Annotated in this window: 24 protein-coding genes; 7 read left to right on the forward strand and 17 right to left on the reverse strand. The window is 71.7% G+C overall.

Annotated elements, in window-relative coordinates:
* On the reverse strand, window positions 1-1,509 hold a 1,509-nt coding region (locus ACWCPY_RS00005; protein ID WP_451262031.1), incomplete at its 3' end, for a heavy metal translocating P-type ATPase.
* A 248-nt stretch (window positions 1,510-1,757) separates the two neighbouring features.
* Between ACWCPY_RS00005 and ACWCPY_RS00010 the strand changes: the two genes are divergently transcribed.
* The gene (locus ACWCPY_RS00010) at window positions 1,758-2,447 is read left to right on the forward strand and encodes a copper homeostasis protein CutC (protein WP_451262032.1); all 690 of its coding nucleotides are present in this window, start codon (window positions 1,758-1,760) and stop codon (window positions 2,445-2,447) included.
* A 48-nt stretch (window positions 2,448-2,495) separates the two neighbouring features.
* Here the strand turns inward: ACWCPY_RS00010 and ACWCPY_RS00015 are convergent, their stop codons facing one another.
* Window positions 2,496-4,577, reverse strand: a complete 2,082-nt coding sequence (locus tag ACWCPY_RS00015; protein WP_451262033.1) for a HelD family protein — start codon at window positions 4,575-4,577, stop codon at window positions 2,496-2,498.
* 376 nt (window positions 4,578-4,953) lie between these two features.
* Here ACWCPY_RS00015 and ACWCPY_RS00020 point away from each other — a divergent pair, with 376 nt between their 5' ends.
* A complete protein-coding gene (locus ACWCPY_RS00020) occupies window positions 4,954-5,148 on the forward strand; it encodes a hypothetical protein (RefSeq protein ID WP_451262034.1) in 195 nt (64 codons plus the stop codon).
* A gap of 28 nt (window positions 5,149-5,176) precedes the next feature.
* On the opposite strand, the gene ACWCPY_RS00025 is transcribed toward ACWCPY_RS00020, so the two are convergent.
* The 3 genes from ACWCPY_RS00025 to ACWCPY_RS00035 form a co-directional block, all read right to left on the reverse strand.
* Window positions 5,177-6,820, reverse strand: coding sequence for a DNA repair helicase XPB (locus ACWCPY_RS00025; RefSeq protein ID WP_403767104.1), 1,644 nt, complete (start codon window positions 6,818-6,820; stop codon window positions 5,177-5,179).
* Between the two features lie 100 nt (window positions 6,821-6,920).
* The gene (locus tag ACWCPY_RS00030; RefSeq protein WP_451262035.1) at window positions 6,921-7,463 is read right to left on the reverse strand and encodes a hypothetical protein; all 543 of its coding nucleotides are present in this window, start codon (window positions 7,461-7,463) and stop codon (window positions 6,921-6,923) included.
* 138 nt (window positions 7,464-7,601) lie between these two features.
* Window positions 7,602-10,061, reverse strand: coding sequence for a helicase-associated domain-containing protein (locus ACWCPY_RS00035; protein ID WP_451262036.1), 2,460 nt, complete (start codon window positions 10,059-10,061; stop codon window positions 7,602-7,604).
* An 85-nt stretch (window positions 10,062-10,146) separates the two neighbouring features.
* Here ACWCPY_RS00035 and ACWCPY_RS00040 point away from each other — a divergent pair, with 85 nt between their 5' ends.
* Window positions 10,147-11,208, forward strand: a complete 1,062-nt coding sequence (locus ACWCPY_RS00040) for a hypothetical protein (RefSeq protein WP_451262037.1) — start codon at window positions 10,147-10,149, stop codon at window positions 11,206-11,208.
* Window positions 11,209-11,251: 43 nt separating this feature from the next.
* On the opposite strand, the gene ACWCPY_RS00045 is transcribed toward ACWCPY_RS00040, so the two are convergent.
* The 4 genes from ACWCPY_RS00045 to ACWCPY_RS00060 form a co-directional block, all read right to left on the reverse strand.
* Window positions 11,252-12,235: an ABC transporter substrate-binding protein gene (locus tag ACWCPY_RS00045; RefSeq protein WP_451262385.1), complete on the reverse strand. Its 984-nt coding sequence runs from the start codon at window positions 12,233-12,235 to the stop codon at window positions 11,252-11,254.
* 74 nt (window positions 12,236-12,309) lie between these two features.
* Window positions 12,310-13,170: an ABC transporter ATP-binding protein gene (locus ACWCPY_RS00050; RefSeq protein ID WP_451262038.1), complete on the reverse strand. Its 861-nt coding sequence runs from the start codon at window positions 13,168-13,170 to the stop codon at window positions 12,310-12,312.
* The gene (locus ACWCPY_RS00055) at window positions 13,167-14,249 is read right to left on the reverse strand and encodes a FecCD family ABC transporter permease (protein ID WP_451262039.1); all 1,083 of its coding nucleotides are present in this window, start codon (window positions 14,247-14,249) and stop codon (window positions 13,167-13,169) included. The genes ACWCPY_RS00050 and ACWCPY_RS00055 overlap by 4 nt, the downstream gene beginning before the upstream one ends.
* The gene (locus tag ACWCPY_RS00060; protein ID WP_451262040.1) at window positions 14,246-15,256 is read right to left on the reverse strand and encodes a FecCD family ABC transporter permease; all 1,011 of its coding nucleotides are present in this window, start codon (window positions 15,254-15,256) and stop codon (window positions 14,246-14,248) included. Before ACWCPY_RS00060 ends, ACWCPY_RS00055 begins: the two co-directional genes overlap by 4 nt.
* 130 nt (window positions 15,257-15,386) lie before the next feature.
* Here ACWCPY_RS00060 and ACWCPY_RS00065 point away from each other — a divergent pair, with 130 nt between their 5' ends.
* Window positions 15,387-16,013: an HAD family hydrolase gene (locus tag ACWCPY_RS00065; protein ID WP_451262041.1), complete on the forward strand. Its 627-nt coding sequence runs from the start codon at window positions 15,387-15,389 to the stop codon at window positions 16,011-16,013.
* A gap of 15 nt (window positions 16,014-16,028) precedes the next feature.
* Here the strand turns inward: ACWCPY_RS00065 and ACWCPY_RS00070 are convergent, their stop codons facing one another.
* The gene (locus ACWCPY_RS00070; protein WP_385550364.1) at window positions 16,029-16,463 is read right to left on the reverse strand and encodes an ATP-binding protein; all 435 of its coding nucleotides are present in this window, start codon (window positions 16,461-16,463) and stop codon (window positions 16,029-16,031) included.
* A gap of 212 nt (window positions 16,464-16,675) precedes the next feature.
* On the opposite strand from ACWCPY_RS00070, the gene ACWCPY_RS00075 reads away from it, so the two are divergent.
* Together ACWCPY_RS00075 and ACWCPY_RS00080 are read left to right on the forward strand one after the other, a co-directional pair.
* Window positions 16,676-17,527: a helix-turn-helix domain-containing protein gene (locus ACWCPY_RS00075; protein WP_385336237.1), complete on the forward strand. Its 852-nt coding sequence runs from the start codon at window positions 16,676-16,678 to the stop codon at window positions 17,525-17,527.
* Between the two features lie 11 nt (window positions 17,528-17,538).
* Complete coding sequence (locus ACWCPY_RS00080) at window positions 17,539-17,727, forward strand: DUF397 domain-containing protein (RefSeq protein ID WP_385336235.1); 189 nt, start codon at window positions 17,539-17,541, stop codon at window positions 17,725-17,727.
* Between the two features lie 36 nt (window positions 17,728-17,763).
* Here the strand turns inward: ACWCPY_RS00080 and ACWCPY_RS00085 are convergent, their stop codons facing one another.
* From ACWCPY_RS00085 to ACWCPY_RS00105, 5 genes are all read right to left on the reverse strand, one after another.
* A complete protein-coding gene (locus ACWCPY_RS00085) occupies window positions 17,764-19,155 on the reverse strand; it encodes a DUF6177 family protein (protein WP_451262042.1) in 1,392 nt (463 codons plus the stop codon).
* A 177-nt stretch (window positions 19,156-19,332) separates the two neighbouring features.
* Window positions 19,333-19,701 carry a toxin-antitoxin system YwqK family antitoxin gene (locus tag ACWCPY_RS00090; RefSeq protein ID WP_451262043.1) on the reverse strand — a complete coding sequence of 123 codons (369 nt, stop codon included), beginning with the start codon at window positions 19,699-19,701 and terminating at the stop codon, window positions 19,333-19,335.
* Window positions 19,698-21,935, reverse strand: a complete 2,238-nt coding sequence (locus tag ACWCPY_RS00095) for a hypothetical protein (protein ID WP_451262044.1) — start codon at window positions 21,933-21,935, stop codon at window positions 19,698-19,700. The genes ACWCPY_RS00090 and ACWCPY_RS00095 overlap by 4 nt, the downstream gene beginning before the upstream one ends.
* Before the next feature lie 53 nt (window positions 21,936-21,988).
* Window positions 21,989-22,387, reverse strand: a complete 399-nt coding sequence (locus ACWCPY_RS00100) for a DUF6507 family protein (protein ID WP_385336227.1) — start codon at window positions 22,385-22,387, stop codon at window positions 21,989-21,991.
* 316 nt (window positions 22,388-22,703) lie between these two features.
* Window positions 22,704-22,928 (reverse strand): hypothetical protein, encoded by a 225-nt coding sequence (locus ACWCPY_RS00105; protein WP_266730718.1) that lies wholly within the window; start codon window positions 22,926-22,928, stop codon window positions 22,704-22,706.
* 265 nt (window positions 22,929-23,193) lie between these two features.
* Between ACWCPY_RS00105 and ACWCPY_RS00110 the strand changes: the two genes are divergently transcribed.
* Window positions 23,194-23,577 (forward strand): cold-shock protein, encoded by a 384-nt coding sequence (locus ACWCPY_RS00110; protein WP_072485776.1) that lies wholly within the window; start codon window positions 23,194-23,196, stop codon window positions 23,575-23,577.
* Window positions 23,578-23,625: 48 nt separating this feature from the next.
* On the opposite strand, the gene ACWCPY_RS00115 is transcribed toward ACWCPY_RS00110, so the two are convergent.
* Both ACWCPY_RS00115 and ACWCPY_RS00120 read right to left on the reverse strand, forming a co-directional pair.
* A complete protein-coding gene (locus tag ACWCPY_RS00115) occupies window positions 23,626-24,495 on the reverse strand; it encodes a 1,4-dihydroxy-6-naphthoate synthase (protein ID WP_451262045.1) in 870 nt (289 codons plus the stop codon).
* The gene (locus ACWCPY_RS00120) at window positions 24,476-25,180 is read right to left on the reverse strand and encodes a futalosine hydrolase (protein WP_451262046.1); all 705 of its coding nucleotides are present in this window, start codon (window positions 25,178-25,180) and stop codon (window positions 24,476-24,478) included. The genes ACWCPY_RS00115 and ACWCPY_RS00120 overlap by 20 nt, the downstream gene beginning before the upstream one ends.
* Between the last annotated feature and the right edge of the window lie 27 nt (window positions 25,181-25,207).

Genomic DNA, 25,207 nt, shown 5'->3' on the forward strand with positions numbered 1-25,207 from the left:
GGTGGTGGTGCGTTCGGCGGCTCCGGTGGCGACGGCCTGGGCGATGGGGTGTTCGGAGGAGTGTTCCAGGGCGCCGGCGAGGCGGAGTACGTCTGCTTCGTCGGTGCGGTCGGCGGTGTGGACGTCGAGGAGGGTCATGCGGCCGGTGGTGACGGTGCCGGTCTTGTCGAGGACGATCGTGTCGACGCGGCGGGTGGTCTCCAGGACCTCGGGGCCCTTGATGAGGATGCCGAGCTGGGCGCCGCGTCCGGTGCCGACCATGAGGGCGGTGGGGGTGGCGAGGCCGAGGGCGCAGGGGCAGGCGATGATCAGCACGGCCACGGCGGCGGTGAACGCGGCGGTCAGGCCCGAGCCGTTGCCGAGCCAGAAGCCGAGCGTGCCGAGCGCCAGGGCGATGACGACGGGGACGAAGACGGCGGAGATCCGGTCCGCGAGGCGCTGGGCCGCCGCCTTGCCGTTCTGCGCGTCCTCGACCAGCTTCGCCATCCGGGCCAGCTGGGTGTCGGCGCCGATCCGGGTGGCCTCGACGACGAGCCGGCCGCCCGCGTTGAGCGTGGCCCCGGTGACGGAGTCGCCGACGCCGACCTCCACGGGCACGGACTCACCGGTGAGCATCGAGGCGTCCACGGCCGAGGCACCCTCGACGACGGTGCCGTCGGTGGCGATCTTCTCGCCGGGGCGGACCAGGAACCGGTCCCCGACCTGGAGTTCGGCGGTCGGTACGGTCACCTCGCGGCCGCCGCGCAGCACGGTGACCTCCTTGGCGCCGAGCTCCAGCAGCGCCTTGAGGGCCGCGCCCGCCTTCCGCTTGGAGCGGGCCTCGAAGTAGCGCCCGGCCAGGATGAACGCGGTGACTCCGGCGGCCGCCTCCAGATAGATGTTCCCGGCGCCGTCGCTCCGGCCGATGGTCAGCTCGAACGGGTGCGTCATGCCGACCATGCCCGCCGTGCCGAAGAACAGCGCCCACAGCGACCAGAGGAACGCGGCCGAGGTGCCGACCGAGATCAGCGTGTCCATCGTCGCCGCGCCGTGCCGGGCATTGGTCCAGGCGGCCTTGTGGAACGGCCAGGCGGCATACGTGACGACGGGGGCCGTCAGCGTCAGCGAGAGCCACTGCCAGTAGTCGAACTGGAGCGCAGGGATCATCGACATCGCGATCACCGGCACGGCGAGCGCGACGGCGGTCAGCAGCCGCTGGCGCAGCGGCCGCAGCTCGTCGGCCCCGGGGGCGCCTTCCTCGGCGCGTACCGGGGGAGCGGGCTCCTGCGCGGTGTAGCCGGTCTTCTCGACGGTGGCGATCAGGTCCTGTACGGAGATGTCCTCGCCCCGGTAGCTGACCCTGGCCTTCTCGGTGGCGTAATTGACGGTGGCCTCGACGCCGTCCATCCGGTTGAGCTTCTTCTCGATGCGGGCCGCGCAGGAGGCGCAGGTCATGCCGCCGATCGCGAGCTCGACCTCTGCGGTGCCGGTGCCGGTGGCAGTGCCGGTTGTGGCGGTGTGCGCGGACACGGTGTCCTCCCTGGCGGTGACGTTGATACCCCTGGGGGGTATGCATTGCTGATTCAGGTATACCCCCCTCCCCTATGAAACGCAAGGGGCGGGCAGGACACACGGGCCCGGATCGTGAGCGTTCGATCACCCGATGTGCGTCCGACCTCACGTATCTTCGCCTGGCATTGAGGCTGCATCCTCGGTGTACCGACCCGTAGGCTGGCCATTGGACTAGACCTATTGATGCTTCCTGGAGGATGGGGCCCATGAGCAACCGTGCAGTCCTGGAGGTGATCGCACTCGACGCGGAGGACGCGGTCGCCGCCCAGGCGGGTGGTGCGGACCGGCTTGAGCTGGTCACCGACATGGCGGCGGACGGTCTGACCCCGTCCTGTGCGACCTTCGCGGAGATCCGGGCCGCGGTGGACATCCCGCTGCGGGTGATGCTCAGGGTGGCGGACGGCTTCGCGGCCGGCGACATCGAGGTGCTGCTGGACCGGGCGCGCGAGCTGCGCGCGGCGGGCGCCGAGGAATTCGTCCTCGGCTTCCTCGACGAGGAGGGCCGCCCGGACCTGGTCGCCGTCGAACGGCTCGTCGCCGAGCTGGACGGCTGCCGCTGGACCTTCCACCGGGCGATCGACCGGGCCGCCGACCGGGACGCCCTGCGCAAGCGGCTGGCGGACCTGCCCGGCCTGGACACGTACCTCACCGCCGGCTCGGCCAAGGGCGTCGACGACGGCATCCCGACGCTGCTGGCCGAGGCGGCGCGCAAGGGCGAGCCCGGCTACGAGCCGCAGATCCTGGTGGGCGGCGGGCTGCGCCTGGAACACCTGCCGGAGCTGCTGGCCGCGGGCATCGACGCCGTGCACATCGGCGGCGCGGCGCGCCCGCACGGGTGGTCGGGACCGGTGGACGCGGCGGCCGTCCGGGAGTGGCGGACGGTGCTCGACGCGTAGCGGGGCGGGGCCGGGGGTGCGGGGGCTCTGCCCCCGCACCCCCGCTCCTCAGACGCTACGGGCCAGTTCGGCCGGCAGCTCTGCCGCGTGCACCACCGTCAGCCCCGACACCGCACGCGTCAGCGCCACGTACAGCCGGCGCAGGCCCGTGCGCTCGTCCGGTTCGCCGTCGACCACCGCGGCCGGCTCGTCCAGCACCACGTAGTCGTACTCCAGGCCCTTCGCCAGCGACGCCGGGACCAGGGTCAGGCGGGACTCGGCGGTCGTCTCCTCACCGGGCGAGAGATACGCGTGCCCCGCAGCGGCCAGAGCCTGGGCCAGCGCGGGGATCCGCGCGTCGGCCGCGATCAGGCCGATCGAACCCTCCCGCTCCAGCGACTCCTCGCACGCCGCCAGCACCGCCGCGTCCAGCTCCGCCGGACCGGCCGCCGCCCGCACCTCCAGCGAACCCGGCGACTCACGCACCGACTCCACCGCCGCCAGCCCCGGCGAGATCACCGGCAGCAGCCGCGAGGCGTACGCGATCACCTCGCGCGGCACACGGAAGCCCGCCGTCAGCTCCTCCACCACCGCGTCCGGCTTGCCGAGATGGTGCAGCGCCTGCGCCCAGTTCTCCGTCGACCACGGCGTCGTGCCCTGCGCGAGGTCACCGAGGACCGTCGCCGACCCCGTCGTGCAGCGCCGCCCCACCGCCCGGTACTGCATGGGGGACAGGTCCTGCGCCTCGTCGAGCACCACATGGCCGAGCGAATGCGTACGCGCCACCAGATCGTTCGCCTCGTCGATCAGCACCGCGTCCGCCGACGACCACTTCGCCGACTTCACGCTCCGGGCCGGCTTCGTCCACAGGATCGTCTTCTGCTCGTCCTCGTCGAGCAGCCCCTCGGCGTGGGCGGCCAGGAACTCCGCGTCCGACAGCAGCCGCAGCACCAGCTTCGCCGGGTCGACGGCCGGCCAGATCGCCTTCACCGCCGCCTTCACCGCGGGGTTGCGGGCCACCGCGTTCTGCACCCGGTCGTCGGGCGCCTCGCCCGCCTCCTCCATCCGGACCAGGACGGAGTGCGCGATGCGCTGCGGAAGCGCGTCGTGGGCGGCCCCGTAGCGCATGTCACGGGCCAGCAGCTCGGTGACCATCTCCTCCAGCTCGTACGCCGGAACCCGCCAGCGCCGCGAACCGCGCACCACCACGACCGGCTCCGTCGGGAGCGTCACATGCGAACGGATCGCCCGCCGCAGCACCTCGGCCATCCGGGCATCGCCCTTGACGACGGCGGCGTCCGCCGTGTCCGTGCCGCGCACCTCGATGCCGGCCGTCACCAGATCGTCGACGGTCGCCTGCTTCACCGCCAGCTCGCCGAGGGCCGGCAGCACCTGCTCGATGTACTGGAGGAAGGACCGGTTCGGCCCGATGACCAGCGCGCCGGTACGGGCCAGCCGCTCCCGGTGCGCGTACAGCAGATACGCCACCCGGTGCAGGCCGACGGCCGTCTTCCCGGTGCCGGGGCCACCCTGCACGCACACCGTCCCGCCGAGCTCGCTGCGGACGATCTCGTCCTGCTCGGGCTGGATCGTCGCGACGATGTCCCGCATCGGACCGACACGCGGCCGCTCGATCTCCGCCTGGAGCAGCTTGCTGGTCTGCTCGGCCTCGGCGGGGTCGGTGAGGTGCTCGTCCTCGTACGCGGTCAGCTCACCGCCGGTGTAACCGAAGCGGCGACGCTGCCCCACGTCCTGCGGGTCCTTCCTGGACGCCCGGTAGAACGGCTGCGAGACGGGCGCGCGCCAGTCGATGACCATCGGGTCGCCGTCGGCGTCGTGGACATGGCGGCGCCCGATGTAGAACTGCTCTCCCTCCGCGCCCTCGGCCTGCTCGGCACCGACCCGGTGCAGATAGTCCAGCCGCCCGAAGAAGAGCGGGGTGTGGGCGAGGTCGGCGAGCGACTTGATGCGCTCGTCGATCTGGGCCTGCAGGACGGCCGCGTTGACCCAGTTCGCGGTGACATCGCGGATGTCCAGGGCCTGGGCGTCCTCGCGCATGGCGCGCAGCGCGGCGCGGGACGCCGTGAGATGGGCGCGTTCGCGGGCCAGCGGATCGGTGGTGGTGTCGCTCTCGTGTTCGTGCGCGGGCACGGTGTTGCCTCCGGCTGTTCAACGCAGGACGGCGGACCGCAGCCCGTCCCCGGCAGGCGCTCGGGGGCGATGCGGTCCGCTGGGGGATCGATCACGGGTACGCGCAGCGGCTGCGCGTACGGCTGTCGGCCGGTTTCCGTCCGGTCGGCGGCGCTCCCCCGGCTGCCGGCGGACCCTCGCGGGCCGCTGCCGGTACCACGGTGCGGGAGGCGGGCAGACCGGCGATTGTATCGACCGCTTCCGCCGGGGGCGAGCGAATTACCGCCGGCGTCCATCCCGTAGGGGACGGCATGCGACCGCAGACCTACCCGCGGCGCCGCCGGATTCCGCCCGCGGGCCGATGCCCGTACGGGCCGGGCGCAGGACCATGGAACACATGAGCACAGTCCTTCTGAACCCCCGCAGGACCGGCCCCGCGCACGGCGCGACCGCGGCCACCGGTCACCACCGCAGCCACCGCTTCGGCGACGCGGTCCGCGCCGTCAAGGTCTTCGCCCGCGCCGCGTTCGGCGTGGTCGTGCTCGGCGAGTACGCGGAGGAGGCGGGCGTCCGCCGCCACCACGCCCACTGAGCACGACCACGCCGAACGCGGCCGCCGGTCAGCTGTCGGCCAGCAGCTCGTCCGCGTCCACGATCCGGTACGCGTACCCCTGCTCGGCCAGGAACCGCTGGCGGTGCGCCGCGAAGTCCTGGTCGATCGTGTCGCGCGCGACCACCGAGTAGAACCGCGCCTCGTGCCCGTCCGCCTTCGGCCGCAGCACCCGGCCGAGCCGCTGCGCCTCCTCCTGGCGCGAGCCGAAGGTCCCCGAGACCTGGATCGCGACGGTCGCCTCCGGCAGGTCGATGGAGAAGTTCGCGACCTTCGAGACCACCAGGACGTGGAGTTCGCCCTCCCGGAACGCGTCGAAGAGCTTCTCGCGCTGGGCGTTGCTCGTCTCGCCCTTGATCACCGGGGCGTTCAGATGCTCACCCAGCTCGTCGAGCTGGTCGATGTACTGCCCGATGACCAGGGTCTGCTCGCCGCGGTGCTTGCGCACCAGCGCCTCCGTCACCTTCCGCTTCGTCGCGGTCGTCGCACAGAACCGGTACTTCTCCTCGGCCTCGGCGGTCGCGTAGGCGAGCCGCTCCGAGTCCGTCAGATTGACCCGCACCTCGACGCAGTCGGCCGGCGCGATGTAGCCCTGCGCCTCGATCTCCTTCCACGGGGCGTCGAACCGCTTGGGCCCGATCAGCGAGAAGACGTCCGACTCGCGCCCGTCCTCGCGCACCAGCGTCGCGGTGAGACCGAGGCGCCGCCGGGCCTGGAGATCGGCGGTGAACTTGAAGACGGGCGCGGGCAGCAGATGCACCTCGTCGTAGATCACCAGCCCCCAGTCGCGGGAGTCGAACAGCTCCAGGTGCGGGTAGACGCCCTTGCGACGGGTCGTCAGCACCTGGTACGTGGCGATGGTGACCGGCCGGATCTCCTTGCGCGTACCGCTGTACTCGCCGATCTCGTCCTCGGTCAGCGAGGTCCGCTTCACCAGCTCGTGCTTCCACTGCCGGGCCGAGACGGTGTTCGTCACAAGGATCAGCGTGGTCGCCTTCGCCTGGGCCATGGCACCGGCCCCGACCAGCGTCTTGCCCGCACCACAGGGCAGTACGACGACACCCGAGCCGCCGTGCCAGAAACCCTCGACGGCCTGCTTCTGGTACGGCCGCAGCGCCCAGCCGTCCTCGGCCAGCTCGATGGGGTGCGCCTCGCCGTCCACGTAACCGGCGAGGTCCTCCGCAGGCCAGCCCAGCTTCAGCAGCGTCTGCTTGATCTGCCCGCGCTCGGACGGGTGCACCGCCACGGTGTCCGGGTCGATCCGCGCCCCGACCAGCGGCTGCACCTTCTTCGACCGGAGGATCTCCTCCAGTACGGGCCGGTCCGTGGAGGTCAGCACCAGGCCGTGCACCGGGTGCTTGGACAGGGTGAGGCGGCCGTACCTGGCCATCGTCTCGGCGATGTCGACGAGCAGCGCGTGCGGAACGGGATAGCGCGAGTACTGCACGAGGGCGTCGACGACCTGCTCGGCGTCGTGCCCGGCGGCGCGCGCGTTCCACAGCCCGAGCGGCGTCAGCCGGTAGGTGTGGATGTGCTCGGGCGCCCGCTCCAGCTCCGCGAAGGGCGCGATGGCCCGGCGGCAGGCGTCGGCCTGGTCGTGGTCGACTTCGAGGAGCAGCGTCTTGTCGCTCTGGACGATGAGAGGTCCGGTCACGCGCGTCGGCCCTTTCTGCGGGGTGCGGCCACGGATGCGGCCAAACGTCCAGTGTGCCGCATGCGGGCGCGGTCGTGCCCGGTCCGGGCCCGTCCGCCGGTCAGTCCGCCCGGCGGCGGCCGCGCCCTTCGGGGAGCTGCCCCAGGTGTACGGCGGCGTGGACGGTCAGCGCCAGTTGCCGGACGTCCTCGGTGAAGGTGTCGACGCGGATCCTGCGTCCGTCGGTCAGCACGAGGTCGCAGGTGAAACCCACGCCGCGGGCCTCGGCCAGCAGCCGGTCGTCCTCGCCGCGCGCGCCGACGGACGCGATGTCCTGCCACGGGACCAGGGTGACGGTGCCTGCCACACGGTGGGTCAGCCCCCGTTCGTGGATGTCGAAGCACTGCTCACGGGTACGGAACCCCTGGACCAGCCGCCAGATCCCCAGGCCCAGCCCCACCAGCCCGACGCCGAGCAGCAGACCGGCCAGCTGCGGAGCCCCGTCGGTGGTGCCGATCGACGCGACGGCCACCGGCACCCCGAAAGCCATGCCGACCGCTCCGACGAGGAGCATGATGCCGGCGTGCCGCAGCCGTCTGCCCCCGTCGGTACGGTGCTCACGGACGAATCCCCCCAGCTGTCTGGCCGCTTCGGTGCGCCGCATGACATCCCCCTCCAGCGTCGTGGACACGTCAGAGTGTGCCCTTCGTCCGGCCGGCCCGCCCCCGATTCGCACGCACTGCCGCGTTCGGCGGGTGGCCGACGGGGCGGGGACGGGGGACGGGCGGGGAAGCGCCGGGGGTTACGCCGTGGCGTCGTCGGCCAGTTCGGCGACGCCGGTGATGCGGTGCAGCGGGTACGTGCGGACCTCGTCCGCCGTGTGGTCGTACGCCGTGACGAAGCCGCCCTCGACCCGGACCGGGGCGATGACGCGCTGGCTGGCGGCGCCGTCCGCGTTCACGTAGCCGATCCAGAGCGCCGATCCGGTCATCGCGGCGGCCTGGACGGTGGCGAGGGTCTCGGCGGAGGTCGTGCGGGGCAGGGCGCCGGGCGTGGTGGCGGGGGACTCCGGGGCGTCCTTGCGGACCACCGTGGCGGCCGTGTCCCCGGCACGGATCGCCCGGACCGCCGCGCCGAGCAGGGTGTCGTCCGGCACCGGAGGGCCCTCCGGCACGGGGACGGGGGCCGTGCGGGGCGGGGTGCGGCGGGTGCCCGCACGGGTGATCAGGACGTCGCCCTCGGCGGACTCGGCGGCCGGGGCGTACCCCATCTCGCGCAGCCCTTCGAGCAGGGAAGCCGGGTCGACCTGGGCGGCCAGGGCGGTCGGCGCGAGGCGGCGCAGGCGCAGGGTGGCCGAGCGCTTGTCGGCGAGGATCTCGTTCAGCACGGCCTCGTCGTCGCAGCGCACGTACGAGGAGGCGGCACCGATCCGGAGGTGGCCGTGGCGGCGGGCGACGTCGTCGACGAGATAGCTGAGCGGCTGCGGGACGGGCGTGCGGCTGTGGGCGGCGAGGAACGCGTGCAGGTCGGCCGCGGACTGCCCGGCGTCCAGGGCGCGGCGTACGGAGCCGGGGGTGAAGCGGTAGACCGTCGCGCCGCCCTTCGACTCGATGTCCGCCAGGGCGGAGAGCATGTCGGCCAGGGGGCGTTCCAGCGGGCCCGGGGCGACGGCCGTCAGGTCGGCCTGGAGCAGTACGTGGTCCAGCGGTTCCGGGATGAGCGGCGCGAGCAGCGCGGCGGCCTCGGCGGGCCCGGTGCCGAGCAGGGCCCGGGTGTGCGTGGCGAGCGCGCCGCGGCCGGTGATGCCGAGGAGCTCGGACTCGTTGAGCGTCCACAGGGCGATCCGGGACCGCAGATCGACGGTGTCCCCGGCCGAGGCGGAGGCGCCGCGCAGGGGGCGTTCCCAGCGCAGCCGGGCGAGGACGGTCTCCGGGTCGGGGGCGGTGCCGGGTTCCAGGGCGGAGAGGAGGGCGAGGACCCGGTGGCGTACCTCCGGGGCGGCGGAGCGGTCGAGTTCGGGGCCCAGTGCGGACAGGGCACGGCCCTTGGCGTCCTGGCCGCCGACCAGTCCGGAGGTGCGGGTGGCGGCGAGCCAGGCGGTGGCGAGGGCCGTCCAGCGCTCCTGGGCGGGGAGTTCGGCCCAGTCGTCGTACGCGGGCGTCGGCGCGTAGCGTTCGTCGGCCTCCCCGTCGGAGGCCAGCAGCCCGGCCGCGTAGGCGAGTTCGACCCAGAACGCGGCGACCTGCTCGGGGACCTCCAGGGCGGTGGCGGTCCTCTTCAGCTCGCGGACGCTGAGCCCGCCGGCCCGCAGTATGGCGGGGCCGCCGCCGTTCCAGCTCTTCAGCAGCTCCTCGACGGTGTTCACCGCCAGGAACGCCTGGCCGGCCGCGGCGCTGTCCACAGCCTGTGGATCGCGGTTGGCGACCGCCTCCACGGCCGGCGGCCGCGGTTCCGGTACGCGGTGGGCGCGCCCGGCCCGCAGATGCAGGGCGGCCTCGCGCGGCAGCACCACGGTGCGGGTCGACACGGGCAGCAGCAGCCCGTGGTCGCGCAGCCACTTCACGGGCGGGGTGGGGTTCGGGGTCACCTCCCCGTACGGCGGCCCCCACACCAGCCGGTCCAGCACGGACAGGGCCTCGGCCGGGGCGCTGTCCAGCAGCTCGCCCATCCTGGCCCGGTCGGTGAAGAGCGCGGACAGGGCGGACACGGCGGAGACCGGGTCGTGGGTGGCGGGCAGCCCGGCGGCGGCCAGGATCTCCTGGAGGCGGCCCGGTGACATGCCGGAGGTCGCCTCGGCGACGGTCGGCCCGAGACCGGTGGGGGAGGCGTGCTGCGGGGACGGCGCGAGGATCTCGCGCGCCGTGCGCACCAGTCGCAGCCGCTCGTCCTCGCCCCAGACGAGGGCCTGTTCGCGCAGGGTGGCCAGCGCGCCGGGCAGCGCGTCCGTGATCGTCGCGCCCGCGCCGTCGCGGTGCTCGCCGTCGTCCCGGCCGTCGCCGGTGAGCAGCCCGAGCAGCGTCTCGTACGCGGCGGGGTCGGCGGCCACCGCGAGTGCCTCGGCGGTCTGCAGGGCGAACTTGTCGAGGTGCTCCAGCGCGCGTACGACGGAGGCGCGGGTGCCGGCCCTCGTCGCGAGCTGGGTGATGTCGCCCGGCACCGGGTTGAGGAGATCGGGGCGGGCGCGCAGCAGCCCGGCCAGCGACTCGTCGTCCCGGGCGCGAAGAGCTTCGGCGAGCGTCCGCGGTGGTGTGGTCATCCCCATCCGTCCCACGGTAGCCGCTCCGGACAGGCCCGAGAGGCTCCGAGGGCGCTACCGTCGGTGCAGGGCGGTAGAGGGGAACGATCGCGTGGGGATCGAGAGCGACCAGCTGGTCTACGACTATCTGAGCCGGGTCGGGGACCTGGCGCAGCAGCAACAGCTGTCCTCGGCGGCCCGGATGAGGCTGGTCGCGACGCTCCGGGGCGAGATCGACCGGCAGCGCGGGAAGCAGTCCGGGGACAGCCCCGCGGCGGTTCGCCGCATCATCGGCAGGCTCGGCACACCGGACGAACTGGTGGCCGCCGCGGCCTCGTCGGGTGACGGCACGGTGGAGATCGCGGGGCGGCCGGAGCCCGCGGCGGAGGAGGGCCGGAGCATTCCCCGGCCGCGCAAGGGGATGCTCCGGAAGGACGGCAAAGACAGTTCGGGCAAGGGCGCGTCGCGGCCCGAGGAGCCCGGGTCCGGTGCGCCGGAAGCGCCGGCTGGCCGGGTGCCCTCGCCGCCGCACATGGCCGGCACGGACGAGCTGGGCCCGTCCGGGAGCGAGCCCGACTGGTGGCGGATCGAGCCGGGGCCGTTCGACGACGGGGTCGCCGTGCCGGGGTTCGTCGGCGGGGTCGAGATCCCGGACATGATGAGGCAGCCGCCGTCCGGGGAAGCGGCAGCGGTGCCGCGCCCGCGCGCGGCGGGGGACGACGAGCCGGACGAGGACCCCGGTGCCGGGGAGGAAGAGGCGCAGGAGGCGCCGCGCCGCCGCCGGTTCCCGCGGCTCCGGCGCCGTGCGCCGCGCGAGGACCGGGCGGGTGGCCACGGCTTCTCCCACCCGCTGCTGCTGCTCGCCGCGGTGCTGCTGGTGGCGGGCGCCGTGACGGGTTCCTGGCTGGCCCTGGCGGGCGGCTGGCTCCTCGCGTACAGCTCGCGCACCCTGTCCCGCGTGGAGGCGAAGTGGGCCGCGATGGGGCTGCCGGGCGTGGTCGCGGCGGGTGCCCTGGTCTGGCTGTGGGGCAGGACCGACGGCCGGTGGGGCGAGCCCATCGGGACCGGGCAGATGAACGACGCGATCGACCAGACGTGGCCGTGGGTGGTGCGGGGGGCGGCCGTCGCCTCCGCGCTCTACCTGGTGTGGCGGTCGCGGAGGCCGCGGTCGTGACGGCCGGGGCCGCGCCCTCGTTGTGCCGGGCGGGTCCGGGACGTCAGCCGGTCATCCTCGCCTGGAACTCGTCGAGGATCCTGCCCGCGGCGGTGTAGCCGATGCCCGCGATCCACAGCCGGTCGTCGACCTCGAAGACCTTTCCGTCCTTGGAAGCCTTGAGCCCCTTCCACAGGCCGCTGTTCATCGTCCTGGCCGTCCCCGCCTTCGCCGGGTCGCCGTACGTCGACGTGAAGACGACGTCCGCGTCCGCGAGGTCGATCTTCTCGGGCGACACGTCGTACGAGAAGCCGTCCTTGGCCTTGTCGGTGATCGCGGGGCGGCCCATGCCGAGGTCGGCGAGGATCGAGCCGATGTAGTTCTGCTTGCCGTAGATGCGGATGTCGGCGCCCTCGACGAAGCGGACGAAGTTGACGTCGGTGTCGGCGGCCTTCTTCCTGCCGCCGATCGCCTCGGTCACCTTCGCGACATGGGCGTCGTAGTCGGCGACGGCCTTCTTCGCCTCGGCCTGCTTGCCGAGCGCCTCGGCGTGCAGCTGGAAGTTCTCCTTCCAGGCGGTTCCGGTGGACTCCGTCATCACGGTCGGGGCGATCGCCTTCAGCTGCTCGTAGCGGTCGCCGTCGCGGACCTTGGAGGTGAGGATCAGGTCCGGCTTCAGCGAGGCGACGGTCTCCAGGTCGGGGTTGGCGATCTCGCCGACCTCCTTGATGCCCTTCGTCCGGTTCGCGGGCAGGTAGGAGGGGAAGCCGTCCTCCGAGGCCGAGTGCGTCGCGCCGACGGGCCGCACGCCGAGGGTGAGCGCGGAGTCCAGCTCACCGGTGTCGAGGACCACGACGCGCTCGGGGGCCACCGGGACCTCGACGTCGCCCATGGCCGTTTTGACCGTGTGGGTCTGCGCGGCGCCGGAGTCGGAGGAGCCGCTGGCGCTTCCGCCGGACTCGGAGAATCCGCAGGCGGAGAGCGTGAGCGCGCCGGCCAGGGAGAGCGCGCCGAGAGCGAGGCCGCGGCGGCGGACGGAGGGGGCCATGGGGTGCCTTTCGTAGGAGTGGGGGTGGTCGCCGGCCGGGTGCGCGCCGGAGCGACCGGGGTCGGTGCGCGGGCTCACGAGTCCGGTCCGGCCTGCCACGGGGCACCCGGCACCACGAGCGGCGAGCCGGTCACCGGGTCCGGGACGATCACCGCTTCCAGGCCGAAGACCTCGCGTACGAGTCCGGTGGTGACGATGTCCTGCGGGCGGCCCTCGGCGACGATCCGGCCCGCCTTCATGGCGACCAGGTGGTCCGCGTACCGGGCGGCCTGGTTGAGGTCGTGGAGCACGGTGACGACGGTCCGGCCGCGGGTGCCGTCCGCAGCCGGGGCGGTGAGCCGGCGCACCAGGTCCAGGACCTCCACCTGGTGCGCGATGTCGAGGTACGTGGTCGGCTCGTCGAGCAGCAGCAGATCGGTCTCCTGGGCGAGCGCCATCGCGATCCAGACCCGCTGGCGCTGACCGCCGGACAGCTCGTCCACGGACCGGTCGCCGAGTGCGGTGATGTCCGTACGCGCCATGGCGTCCGTCACCGCCCGCTCGTCCTCGTCCGACCACTGCTGCCACCAGTGCTGATGCGGCTGGCGGCCGCGGGCGACGAGGTCGCTGACGGTGATCGCCTCCGGGGCCACCGGGGTCTGCGGCAGCAGCCCGATCGACTGGGCGATCTTCCGGGTGGGGATCTTCGACAGCTCGGTGCCGTCGAGGAGCACGGCCCCGCCGCGCGGCTTGAGCAGCCGGCCGAGCGCGCGCAGGGTGGTCGACTTGCCGCAGGCGTTCGGGCCGACGATGACCGTGACCCGGCCGTCCGGTACGTCGAGGTCCAGCGCGTCGACGACGGTGCGGTCCTCGTACGCGAGCGTCAGCCCCCGCGCGGTGAGCCGGCCGGTCGTGGTCCCGGCCACCGTGGCGTCGGACATCGGGGTCGAACTCATGCTGTGCCTCCACTACGGCCGCGACCGCCGCCCTGCCCGCGGATGATCAGCCAGATCAGATACGGGGCGCCGACCGCCGCCGTCAGTACGCCCACCGGCAGTTCGGTGGGCGAGAAGAGCCTGCGGGCCAGCAGGTCCGCGGAGACCACGATCACCGCGCCGAGCAGCGCCGAGCAGAGCAGCGGGATCTGTGCGGTGCGGGTCATCCGGCGGGCGATCTGCGGGGCGAGGAGCGCCACGAAGTCGACCGGTCCGGCCGTGCCGGTCGCCACGGACGCCAGGATCACCCCGAGCGCGACAAGGCCCAGCCGTACCCGCCCCAGCCGCACCCCGAGCGCGGTCGCGGTGTCGTCGTCCATCGAGACGGTGCGCTGGGCGCGGGCGGCCCACAGGACGGCGGGCAGCAGGATCAGCAGCGTCCAGCCGATCGGGGCGGCCTCGGCCCAGCCGCGGCCGTTGAGGGAGCCGGTCATCCAGATGTGTGCCTGCTGGGCGACCAGGTAGTCGCCCTTCGTCAGGAACAGGGTGGTCACCGAGCGCAGCGCGATGGCGAAGCCGATGCCGATGAGGACGAAGCGGGTGGCGTGCAGCCCGCCGCGCCAGGCGAAGACGTACACGAGCGCCGCCGCGGCCACCCCGCCGATGACGGAGAGGTACGGCAGCACGGTGTACGAGGTGATGCCGAAGGTCATCGCGCCGACCGTGAGCGCGCTCGCCCCCTGGCTGATGCCGATGATGTCGGGGCTCGCGAGGGGATTGCGGGCAACGGTCTGGATCAGCGCGCCGGCGATCCCGAAGGCCGTGCCGACCAGCAGCCCCACGGTCATCCGCGGCAGCCGCAGCGTGCCGACGACCAGTTCGTCGGGGGACGGCTGCCCCAGGACCACCTTCACGACCTCGCCGGGCGCGACGAAGCTCTCGCCGACGCAGAGGTACGCGACACAGACGGCGGCCAGCAGCACGACGAGTGCGGTGGCGACCAGGGCCGCCCGCCGGTGCAGCAGGAACCGCCCCCGCGCCCCGATCCGTACGACGTGATACCCGGCGGGCCGCACCCGGACCGCGGTCTCGGCACTCATGCGGGCACCGCCTTCCGGCGTACGAGGGCGACCAGGAACGGCACCCCGATCAGCGCCGTCATCACGCCCGCCGGGACCTCGCTCGGCGGGAAGACGATACGGCCGATCACATCGGACACCAGCAGCATCACGGGCCCGATCAGCGCCGCCATCGGCAGCACCCAGCGGTGGTCGGAGCCGACGACCGCGCGGGCGATGTGCGGTACGGCGAGCCCGATGAACGCGATCGGCCCGGCCGCCGCGACCCCGACCCCGGTCAGCACCGTGGCCCCGACGCCGCCGACGATCCGCACCGTCGCGACGTTCTGCCCGAGTCCCTTCGCGACGTCCTCGCCGAGCGCCAGCGCGTCGAGCCCCCGGGCGACGGACAGCACGAGCACCGTCCCGATCAGCACGAACGGCCAGATCTGCCCCGCCACCTCGGCCTCGCGCCCGCCGAGCGAGCCGACCTGCCAGAAGCGGAACTCGTCCAGCGCTGACGCCTTGGTCGTCAGCACCGCCGAGACCACCGACACCAGCAGCGCGTTGATGGCGGCGCCGCCCAGCGCGAGCTTCACGGGGGTGGCGCCCCCGCGCCCGCTCGACGCGATCGCGTACACGGCGACGGAGGCGATCGCCGCCCCCGCGAAGCCGAACCACACGTACCCCGTCAGGGTGTGGATCCCGGCGAACGCGATGGCCAGCACCACACCCACCGAGGCGCCCTGGCTGATCCCGAGGATGCCGGGGTCGGCGATGGGGTTACGGGTGATGCCCTGGAGCACGGTGCCCGCGATGGCCAGCGCGGCGCCGACCATCAGCCCGATCAGGGTGCGCGGGACGCGCATGTTCCGGATGACTTCGGCGTTGTCGGAGTGCCCGCCGTGCAGCAGGGCGTCGAACACCTCGGACGGGGGTATGGAGCGGGCCCCCACGGCCAGGCTGAGGAGTACCGCCACGAGCAGCGCCGCAACGGCCGCCGCCGTCGCGAGTGCGCGTCTGGAGCGGCGTGGAGCGGCGGCTGACATCGGACCCAATCAAGTGGCGGAGAACAAGTGGCGTGAACGGTGCGAAGGTAAGGCTTGGCTAAGTCTAAGCACCGTCATTCCGGGCCCGAAGGCCGCACCGGGCACGGACGCGCCGCCCGCCCCCACGACAATGGTTGCCATGCCCTCTCCCCCCTTGACGGTCGGCTTCGACCTCGACATGACGCTCCTGGACACCCGGCCCGGCATCAAGGCCGCCTACCTGGCGCTTTCCGCCGAAACGGGGACGCCGATCGACGCCGACCTGGTGGTGAGCAGGCTCGGCCCGCCGGTCGACGAGGAACTGCGGAACTGGTTCCCGGCCGAGAGGGTGGCCGCGATCGCCGACCGCTACCGCGAGATCTACCCCACGCACGCCATCGCCCCCAGCCTCGCGCTGCCCGGCGCCCGGGAGTCGATCGCGGCGATCCGGGAGAGGGGTGGCCGGACGATAGTCGTCACCGCCAAGCACCGTCCGAGTGCGGAACTCCACATGTCCCACCTCGGCATCGAGCCCGACGCCGTCATCGGCGGCCTGTGGGCCGAGGCCAAGGGCCACGCCCTGCGCGAGCACGGCGCACACATCTACGTGGGCGACCACACCGGCGACGTACGGGGCGCCCGCACGGCCGGCGCCCTGTCGGTCGCGGTCACCACGGGCCCTTGCGACGCGACGGAACTCCGGGCGGCGGGAGCGGACGTCGTCCTGTCGTCCCTGACGGAGTTCCCGGCGTGGCTGGAGGGGTACGCGGCGCGCTGAGGTCTGCGGGAGCGCCTACGCCTTGGCCGCGCACTCGGCCCAGAGCAGCTTCCCGCCCTGCCCCGGCAGTCCGCCGCGCATCGGGTACGCGCCCCAGGACTCCGCGTAGAGCGTGACGAGGTAGAGGCCGCGCCCGCGTTCGGCCAGTTCCTCCGGTGTCCCGGCGCCCCGTCGGAACGGGGCGGGGATGTGCGGATCGGTGTCCCACACGCTCAGCCGGACACGGCTGCGCCCGGCGTCGCGCAGGCGCAGGGAGTACGGCCCCGAGGAGTAGAGGTAGGCATTGGTGACCAGTTCACTGGCCAACAACTCGGCGATCTCGGTGAGTTCGGGCATGCCGTGCACGCGCAGAACGTTGCGGAGGGTGGCACGGGCGACGCCGGGGGCGCGGGGATCCTGCGGGAGTTGGAGGGTGTATGTCCAGGGCGGGGATACCGTGGAACCGACCATGGAAGTCTCCGTTCACGGAGGGAAGTTGAAGGATGCACTTCGAGTTGCCCGGTGACGAGGCCGCTCCGTCGAGCGGGGTACTTCCGGGCGGGTGGCCTGAGACCAAGCTAGCGGCATGAGGCATAAAGTATTTGCTCAATTGCCAATCGGTTGAGATATGCACTCGTGTGAGTGACGTTGCCAACGCGTTTCTGATTAAGGAGAGTTGACGCATGGCGTCCAGAAGCACCCCCGGCGTGCGGCGCCTGCGCCTCGGGACCGAGTTGCGCAGACTGCGGGACCGCGCTGGGCTCACGGCCACCGAGGGCGCGCGCCTGCTCGGCATCAGCCAGGCTCAGCTCAGCAACATTGAGGCGAGTCGATTCGGTGTGAGCGAGGAGCGGCTGCGCGCAATGGCGCGCAACTACCGCTGCTCGGACCCCGCGTACATCGCAGGACTGCTCGATCTCGCCGGGGAACGTTCGTCGGGCTGGTGGGAGACATTCCGGGAGGTGCTGCCCTCCCCGTTGCTGGACATCGCAGAACTGGAGCACCACGCGACCGCGCTGCGGTCTGCCAACACGTCCCACGTCCCGGGACTGCTCCAGACCACGGACCACGCCCGCGAGATCTTCCGGCAGGTGGTGCCGGAATTTTCCCGCTCGGACATCGAGCACCGTGTGAACCACCGACTACAGCGCCAGGCCCTCCTGGACCGGCCAAGCCCGCCGGCGTACTGGGCAGTCATCCACGAAGCCGCCCTCCGCGTGCCGGTCGGCGGTCCAGCCGTCACCAGGAACCAGCTCCGGTATCTGCTTGAGCAGGGCGAGCGGGCACACATCACGGTCCAGGTGATCCCGTTCGCCATCGGCGCCTATCCCGGATCGGGGCAGACCATCCTGTATGTGCACGGCTCGGTGCCCCGCCTCGACACGGTCTCACTGGACCAGTCGCACGGCCCTGTCCTGGTGGACGCTGAGGCGGAGCTGGAGGCTTACCGCCTCCTGCTGGCACGCATGGAGGCCGTGGCACTGACGCCGGACGAGTCCAGGGATTTCATCCACAGTCTGATCGCCGACCAGTGAAGGAGCCGGATATGCGCCAGCGCTCATGGCAGAAGTCTTCGTACTGCGGGCAGGGCGAGTCGTGCCTGTACGTCGCCGCGCGCAGCGGCGCGGTCAGCCTCACCGAGAGCAGCGACCCCGCCGGAGCGATACTCCGTACCACTCCCGCCGCCTGGGCCGCCCTCGTGCGCACTCTCAAGGAGAGCCACCGGCAGGACTGATTCCCGCGTCAGGCCAGACCCGGCCCGTGCGGGGGTTCAGCCCCTGTCGGCGCCAGTGGCCACGTGGTCGTTGATCTGGCGCAGTCGCTGCCAGGCGGCGGGGTCGGTGCCGTCGCCGAGCGTGTAGTGCAGGGCGGGCCGGGTGGCCGGGCCGAGACGGATGGGCGCGAAGGCCTTGTGGTCCCCGCTGAGGTCGGTGACGGCGTCGGGGCCGAGGGTGAAGGAGAGTGGCACCGGCGGCGGCTCGTGGTGGGCCGGGGTGGTCAGATCAGCGCGTGCGGTGCGCAGTTGGCCGATCATCGTGGCGAGGTTGTGCCTGGCCGCCAGGGATTTGGCCAGTTCGGGCATGGCGTCCAGCGGAGTGTGCTGATCTGCGCGGTAGCCGACGGCCAGCGTGATGTGCTCCTCGACGCCGAGGTGGGTGCGGACGGCACGCACGGTGGCGATCGCCGGGTGGTCGGGGGTGCCGATCGCGACCGCCCAGGTGGGCAGGGACTGCTGGGCGCGGGTGCGGGCCAGATCGGTCAACTGGCGTGGTGACCAAGGAACGCCGACGGGTTCGGAGGTTGCCCATCCGGCGGGCGGGGCTCCGGTGAGTGTGCGCCAGGCCTGTTCCAGGGCGCCGCCCAGGACGAGATGCTCGTCGGCGGGGTGGACCGTACGGATGGAAAGCAGCAGCTGTCGTTCGCCTTCGGTACCGGGGCGGGGTCGGAAGGCGTCCGCGACCTGGGGTCTGTCGTCGGCGGCGTGGGTGAATCGCCCCTCCTGCCAGCGCAGTACGGCCCCGGAGAGGCCGTCGTAGTAACCGCACTCGGGGTCGCCCACGACCCAGCGGGAGGGCAGCCCGTCCAACAGTGTGCGGGCGGGGAAAGTGAGCCGGGTGCTGGGCGGAGTGACGATCTGGAGTTCGCGTCCGGTGCGGGCCGCGTTGCGCACCACGTCCGTCAGCCAGGTCGTGGCAGCGATCACGGGGCGGCCCTGGATGACGACGGCGGCCTTCTCGGTGAGCAGGTCGACGCCCAGGGGTGTCGCTTCCGCGACGGCGTCGGCGAGGTCGGTCACGACCTCGGTGTGACCGGCCTCGCGCGGCCAGACATCGCCCCCGTGCACGGCGACCAGCCGCCCGGCGACGGACCCGGCCAGCCGCGCGGCCCCCTCCACGGAACTGGTCGCCCGTACCTCGGTCCACCACACGGGCGACTCCGCGCGCACGTCGGGCCCGAGCAACCGGGCCACCTCACCCGGTACTTGGACGTACCGGGGCGCTTCGAGCGACACCAACGCCTGCCCGGCAGCCGTGCACAGCTGAGCGACGGACCCGTCGCCGGCCCGGTTCACGAGCAGATCGGGACCGCCGGCGAGGAGCCCGGCCAGCAGCGTCCTGGTGTCCGGCATCTGTGGGGTGAGGGCTATGACGTCCTGGGTCATTGGCTGCTCCTGAAGTGGTGGAACGCGTCATCCCTCTTCGGTGGGCTTGAGAGGCCAACCGCAGCGTCAGTCCCGCAGGGTATGGACAGCCGGAGAAGAAGAACCGGCTTCAGATGACGCAGATGCGCGGCCGGGCATGCTCATCTTGAAGAGCGGGAGAGGTGCCCGCACAGGCGTCTATTCGCGATGCCAGTCGCGGACAATGTTGCCTTTATCGTCCCAAGTGGTTTCTTCCCGAAGCGAATAGATGTCATTATCGAAAAACTTTCGAGACTTCAGGACGCCATTGGGATACCATTCCAGGAACTCTCCTGATGCGACGCCATTGATAACAGCTCCCCGCAATCTCAAAGAGCCATCCGGATGCCACATCTGGGACAATCCGTTCTTGATTCCATCGACGTAGGTATCGAGGCAGACCATTTGCCTGTCCTGATATTCTGCGGCCTCTCCCGTGAACAACTCTCCGCGATAGAGTAGGCGATGCCCCATGTCCATATCGACATCAGGGTCATCGATGTCGATGCGATGCACCTGGTTCATCATGGAATCCAATTCTCGTCGCTCGGTGGATAGCCCGTAAATCGACCGTTAGGCGTCGGCATTTCGGGAAGCATACTGTAACAGTTGGCGCAGAATGGGGCGCCTCTGCCCGGAAGTCCCGTTTCCTTGTTCTTCAGGAAGGGGAACTCGACGGACGCCCGTATCTCCTTGAGGGCGTCTACGCCGTCCGGTAATCCCAGACGGGTGCGAGCCCGCAGCAGCTCGTTGGTGGCTTTCACCTCTGCATGACCCAGCGGATGGTCCGGGTGCGGCTTGTTCGGAGCCAACGTCTCATAAAGCTTTTGAAGCGTCGGGTGCAGCTTTTCCTTGGGGATAATGTTGTCCGGACGCCCGTTGATACCTTCGATCACAATGCCGGTCCGAGGGTCCATGACTGCACCCACGCAGGCGCCAACGTCACCCTTGACGAACTGTTTGGCATCCTTGGCGTCCCGGTAGACCTGCGCCCTCTCCTTCGCAAGGGCGTCCAGATACTTGTCAACAGGCTGGCCGTCAATGTGGGTGATTAAGCCATCTGTAACTGTGACGCGGGAGCTTTGCGGGTCGATCAAGTCCAGCAGTTTCTCTCCATGGTCGGCTGGGAGAGTACCGTCCGGGTCCGGCAGACGGGTCTCCGGAGAAATTGCTTCGGCTGCTGTTGACGCAGTTCCTTGCGCGTCGTGACCTGCGTGTCCATCAGGGCCCGAAGCATGCGGGAGATCGGAATGACCTTGCCTTGGAACAGTCGGGCTGTCTGTGGAGCCCGAGCCGCCGGGGCCATCCGCGTGACCCGGGCTGTTCCCGGTCTCTCCGTGCCCTCCTTCGGTATGGCCGCCGTCGCCACTTCGGACCGGGCCCGGCTCGCCTGTCGGCCCATGCGTCGTGTTTCCCGTACCGCTGCCACCGCCCGTGTCGTGGACGGCGTGCGGGCGGGGGCCGTCGCCCGCATGGGCGGTCGCTCCGGGCGCGTGTCCGCCCACGCCGACCGGCTCGCGGTCGCCGTGCGGTTGGCCGGCGCCCCGTTCGGCGGCGGAGGGTTCCTGCCTGGCCGGGGTCAGGTCGGGTTTGCCGTCGGGGCCCAGGGGGACGAACTTGCCGTCCTCGTCGACCCGGTAGCGGTGGTCGAGGTCGAGGGCTCCGTCGGGGAACCTGGTCTTCGGGATCTGGAGGTGGTCGCTGACGTTGGCCAGGACCTGGGAGACCTTGGGCAGACCCGAGAGGGCCTTGGCGGCCTTGAACGTGCCGGAGAGCGGGTCGAGGGCGTCGCCGATCTTCGCCATGGTGCCGGCGGCCTTCGCGATCGTGCCGCCCTTGCCGAGTTTCGCGGCAGCGGCGAAGGGGCCGGTGGCGAGGGTGAGGATGTTGAAGGAGACCACGGCGTGGGCGCGAGCCGGATCCTCGTTCGCCATGTCGTACGCGATGAACTGCTTGCCGAACTCCTTCGCGTACGGCTTGCTGTCGCGCTGCCAGTCGGACAGGTGCTCGTCCTGGCCGAACAGGTCCATGCCGTAGGCGTAGCCGCCGACGACCGTGCGTCGCAGACCGTCCCAGGCCTGGTCGCGCGCCTCGCCCCCGTGAAAGCCGACGAGGGTGATCAGGCCGTCGATACCGCCCCCGATGCTGTCCTTGACCAGGCCGTCCCACGCCCAGCTCTTGGCCCCGTGCCCCCACCACCCCAGGCTCCAGCGCTCATAGGTACGCCCCTCGGGGCTGCCCCACGGCAGGTCCTTCACGTCCTTGAGCGCGCCGGCGCTCTGGCCGTACATGCCGAGCCCGTGGCTGCCGTCGTCCACGATCCACGCGGGGCGGCAGGCAGCGGGGCTGATCGCGTTGATCTTGTTGGCCGCGTTGCGTTCGGCCTCCTGGAAGGCCGCGCGCGCCGCATCCACACCGTCCATCAACGCCTGGTGCCTGTCGGTCTTCTCCTGATCCTGGGTCCAGTCGTCATCGCCCCGGACGCTGTCGACGAAGCCGATCGCGTCCAGTTTCAGCTGCTTGAGACGGTCGGCGTGCGGCTTGGCCTCGTGGATGAACGTGTCCAGGGCGTCGGCGAGCGACTCGATGTTCCCCGCGAATTCGTCGGCCGTGTCCATCACCGGCCGGGTCGAGGAGAACAGCTTCTCGGCCTCGGGTGCCTTGTAGTACGCGGCCGTCGCCTGGAAGCGGGAGTGGATGTCCTTCCCGCCGTTCCGGATGCCCGTGGCATGCGTACGCAGAGCGGACGCGGCCTTCTCCAACTGGCCGAAGTCACCGGTGTACTGGGGTATCCCACCCGGTTCGATCACGGCGGCTACTCCCCGCCCCGGTGGCCGGGCTTCTGCCCGACCGCCCTGATCTCGGCGGGGGTCGGGGCCTTCGCCGCCTCGCGCTGGGCGCGGGCGGCCATGGCCAGATCGCCCTCGATGTACTCGGTGGTGGCCTTGACGGTGCCGTCCATCGACTTCTTCGTGCGGGCGGCCATGAACCTGATCCGCTGCTGGGTGTCCGCGATGAAGTTCGCCACCGCGGCGCCGACCGGTCCCGCCGGTGCCTCGCCGCAGTACGGCCCGCTGATCGTCCCCGCGTGCAGCGCGGCATCCTCCACGTTCTCGCCGTAACCCCTGACGCCCTTGCTCAGGTCGTCGGCGGCCAGCCCCACCAACGACAGAACGGACTCCACCCCGCTCGGCCTGATGTCCCACCCCGTCATGCCGTCCCCCTGCATCCCCCGGCCGATACGTCTCGTCACCCGCGTCCGGCGATGTGCGTGCCGCCGCCGACGGGATCTTCATCTGTATCAAGGGGTTCTTAGCACTGGCAACGCAATTCAAGCCAAACGTGTGCTGGATTGAGTACGCAGTGTGCTGCCAGGGGGCTGTGGCGACCGGGGCTCGCCGAAAGGTGGGGGGCTTGAGCAGCCTTTTCCGTCTCCTGTCGCAAACCCGAGAGGGTGTGGTCCGGCGACTGGACGGTGCGGCTGATGGTGTTTGCGCTAGGGAATGAGGATGGCAGGTGCTTCGGTCGCGCTACCGCTTGGCCGCCCCCGCCCGTACCGACCGGATCACGCCCGCCGCCGCGATCAGGAAGCCGACGCCCATCAGCATGCACAGCGACCAGGCGATCGACGGGAGCGGGTGGGTGCCGAGGAAGAGAGGGGCCATGGTGGCCAGCGTGGACAGCGCGCCGATGAAGAAGACGATCGCGCCGATCCGGACCAGCCGGTCACCTGCGCCAGAAGGTGTAGTACTCACCCCACAAGGGTAGTTCCCGGCAGCGGCGCACGACCCTGCGGTCAACCCTTCGGTCGACCTCGCGGTCAACCCCGTGGTGACCGGCGTGCGCGGCAGGCGCCGTTTCCGGACAGAGTCCGGATGACCAGGCTTGACGAGGGGTACCCCCCCTGGGGAGGCTGCTGCCAGCAGGGGAGCACCACCACTGGATAGCCTGACCTGCTGAGGATTTGTTCCGGCATACAGGTTGCACAGGTTGCATACGGGTTGAGATGGGGTGCGTGCTTTGCCGACTGGCAAGGTCAAGTGGTTCAACAGCGAGAAGGGCTTCGGCTTCCTCTCCCGCGACGACGGCGGCGACGTCTTCGTGCACTCCTCCGTGCTTCCCGACGGTGTCGATGCCCTCAAGCCGGGCCAGCGCGTCGAATTCGGAGTCGTCGCAGGTCAGCGAGGGGACCAGGCGCTCTCGGTGGCGATCCTGGACCCGACTCCGTCCGTCGCGGCCGCGCAGCGCCGCAAGCCGGACGAGCTCGCGTCCATCGTGCAGGACCTGACCACCCTGCTGGAGAACATCACGCCGATGCTGGAGCGCGGCCGGTACCCGGACAAGGCGGCCGGCAAGAAGATCGGCGGCCTGCTGCGCGCGGTCGCCGACCAGCTGGATGTCTGATTCCGCTCGGCGTCCGGTCCCGGGCGCGGCCCGGGACCGGACGCGCGGTCAGACGAACGACAGCGCGTCGGGGCCGAGGGGCGGTACCAGTCCCTCGGCCGCCGCGCGGGTCAGCAGTCCGCGGATCGCCGCGTAGCCGTCCTCGCCGAGGTCGGCCGTGAACTCGTTGACGTACAGCCCGATGTGCTGGTCCGCCACCGCCGGGTCCATCTCCTGGGCGTGCTCCAGCACATAAGCCCGGGACGCCTCCGGGTCGTCCCAGGCCATCCGCACCGAGGCGCGCACCGACTCGGCGAGCAGCTTCAGCGTGTCCGCGCCCAGCGACCGCTTGGCGATGATCGCGCCGAGCGGGATCGGCAGCCCGGTCGTCTCCTCCCAGTGCCGGCCCATGTCGGCGAGGTTGTGCAGCCCGTAGTTCTGGTACGTGAACCGGGCCTCGTGGATGACGAGACCGGCGTCCACCTTCCCGTCGCGCACGGCGGGCATGATCTCGTCGAACGGCATCACGACGATCTCGCCGACACCGCCCGGCACCACCTCGGCAGCCCAGAGGCGGAACAGCAGATAGGCGGTGGAGCGCTCGCTCGGTACGGCGACGGTCCGGCCCGTCAGGTCGGTGTCCGCCCCGTCCCTCGTGAGGACGAGCGGGCCGCAGCCCCGGCCCAGCGCCCCGCCGCACGGCAGCAGCGCGTACTCGTCGAGCACCCATGGCAGCACCGCGTACGAGACCTTCAGGACGTCGAGCTCGCCGCGCTCGGCCATTCCGTTGGTGAGGTCGATGTCCGCGAAGGTGACATCGAGGGCGGGCGCGCCGGGGACCCTTCCGTGCGCCCAGGCGTCGAAGACGAAGGTGTCGTTCGGGCACGGCGAGAAAGCGATCCGCAGCGGAGCCGACGGGTCAGAAGTCGTTTCGGTCATGGTGGGTCCAACCTTCCAGTACGGGTACGAGCTTCCCGAACGCCTCGGTGAGCGCGGCCAGCGCGTCGCCGATGCGCCAGGAATCCCGGTCGCGCGGGCCGACGGCGTTCGAGACGGCCCTGATCTCCAGGACGGGCAACCCGACGCGCTCGGCGGCCTCCGCGACCCCGAAGCCCTCCATGGCCTCGGCGGCCGCCGAGGGGTGCGCGGCGAGCAGGGCGGCGGCGCGGTCGGCGGAGCCGGTCACGGTGGAGACGGTGAGGACGGTGCCGGTGACCGCGCCGGTGGCGGCGGCCGTCGCCCGTACCAGCGACCGGGGCGGGAGATGCCGGACGCGGCCGAAGCCGAGCTCGGTGACCGGCACGAAGCCCGTCGCGGTCTCGGCGCCCAGATCCGCCGCATCGATGCGGTCGGCCACCACCAGGGAGCCGACCGGTGCGACACCGGCGAACCCGCCGCCGATGCCGGCCGAGATCACCAGGCCGTAGCGGTCCGAGGCCAGACCGAAGGCGGCCGAGGCCGCCGCGGCGGCCGGTCCCGCGCCGCCCGCCAGGACGTCGAAGGGGCCCGCGCGGTGGATCTCCGCGCCAGGGACCCGGCGCACCGGCGCTTCGGAACCGCCCCCGCACGCACGCGTGACCGCGTCCCGTTCCGCGGGGACAGCGGTCACGACGAGCACACGCACGGGGCAGCCTCCGAGGCGCAGGAGGGG

The sequence above is a fragment of the Streptomyces sp. NPDC002403 genome (assembly GCF_053593015.1).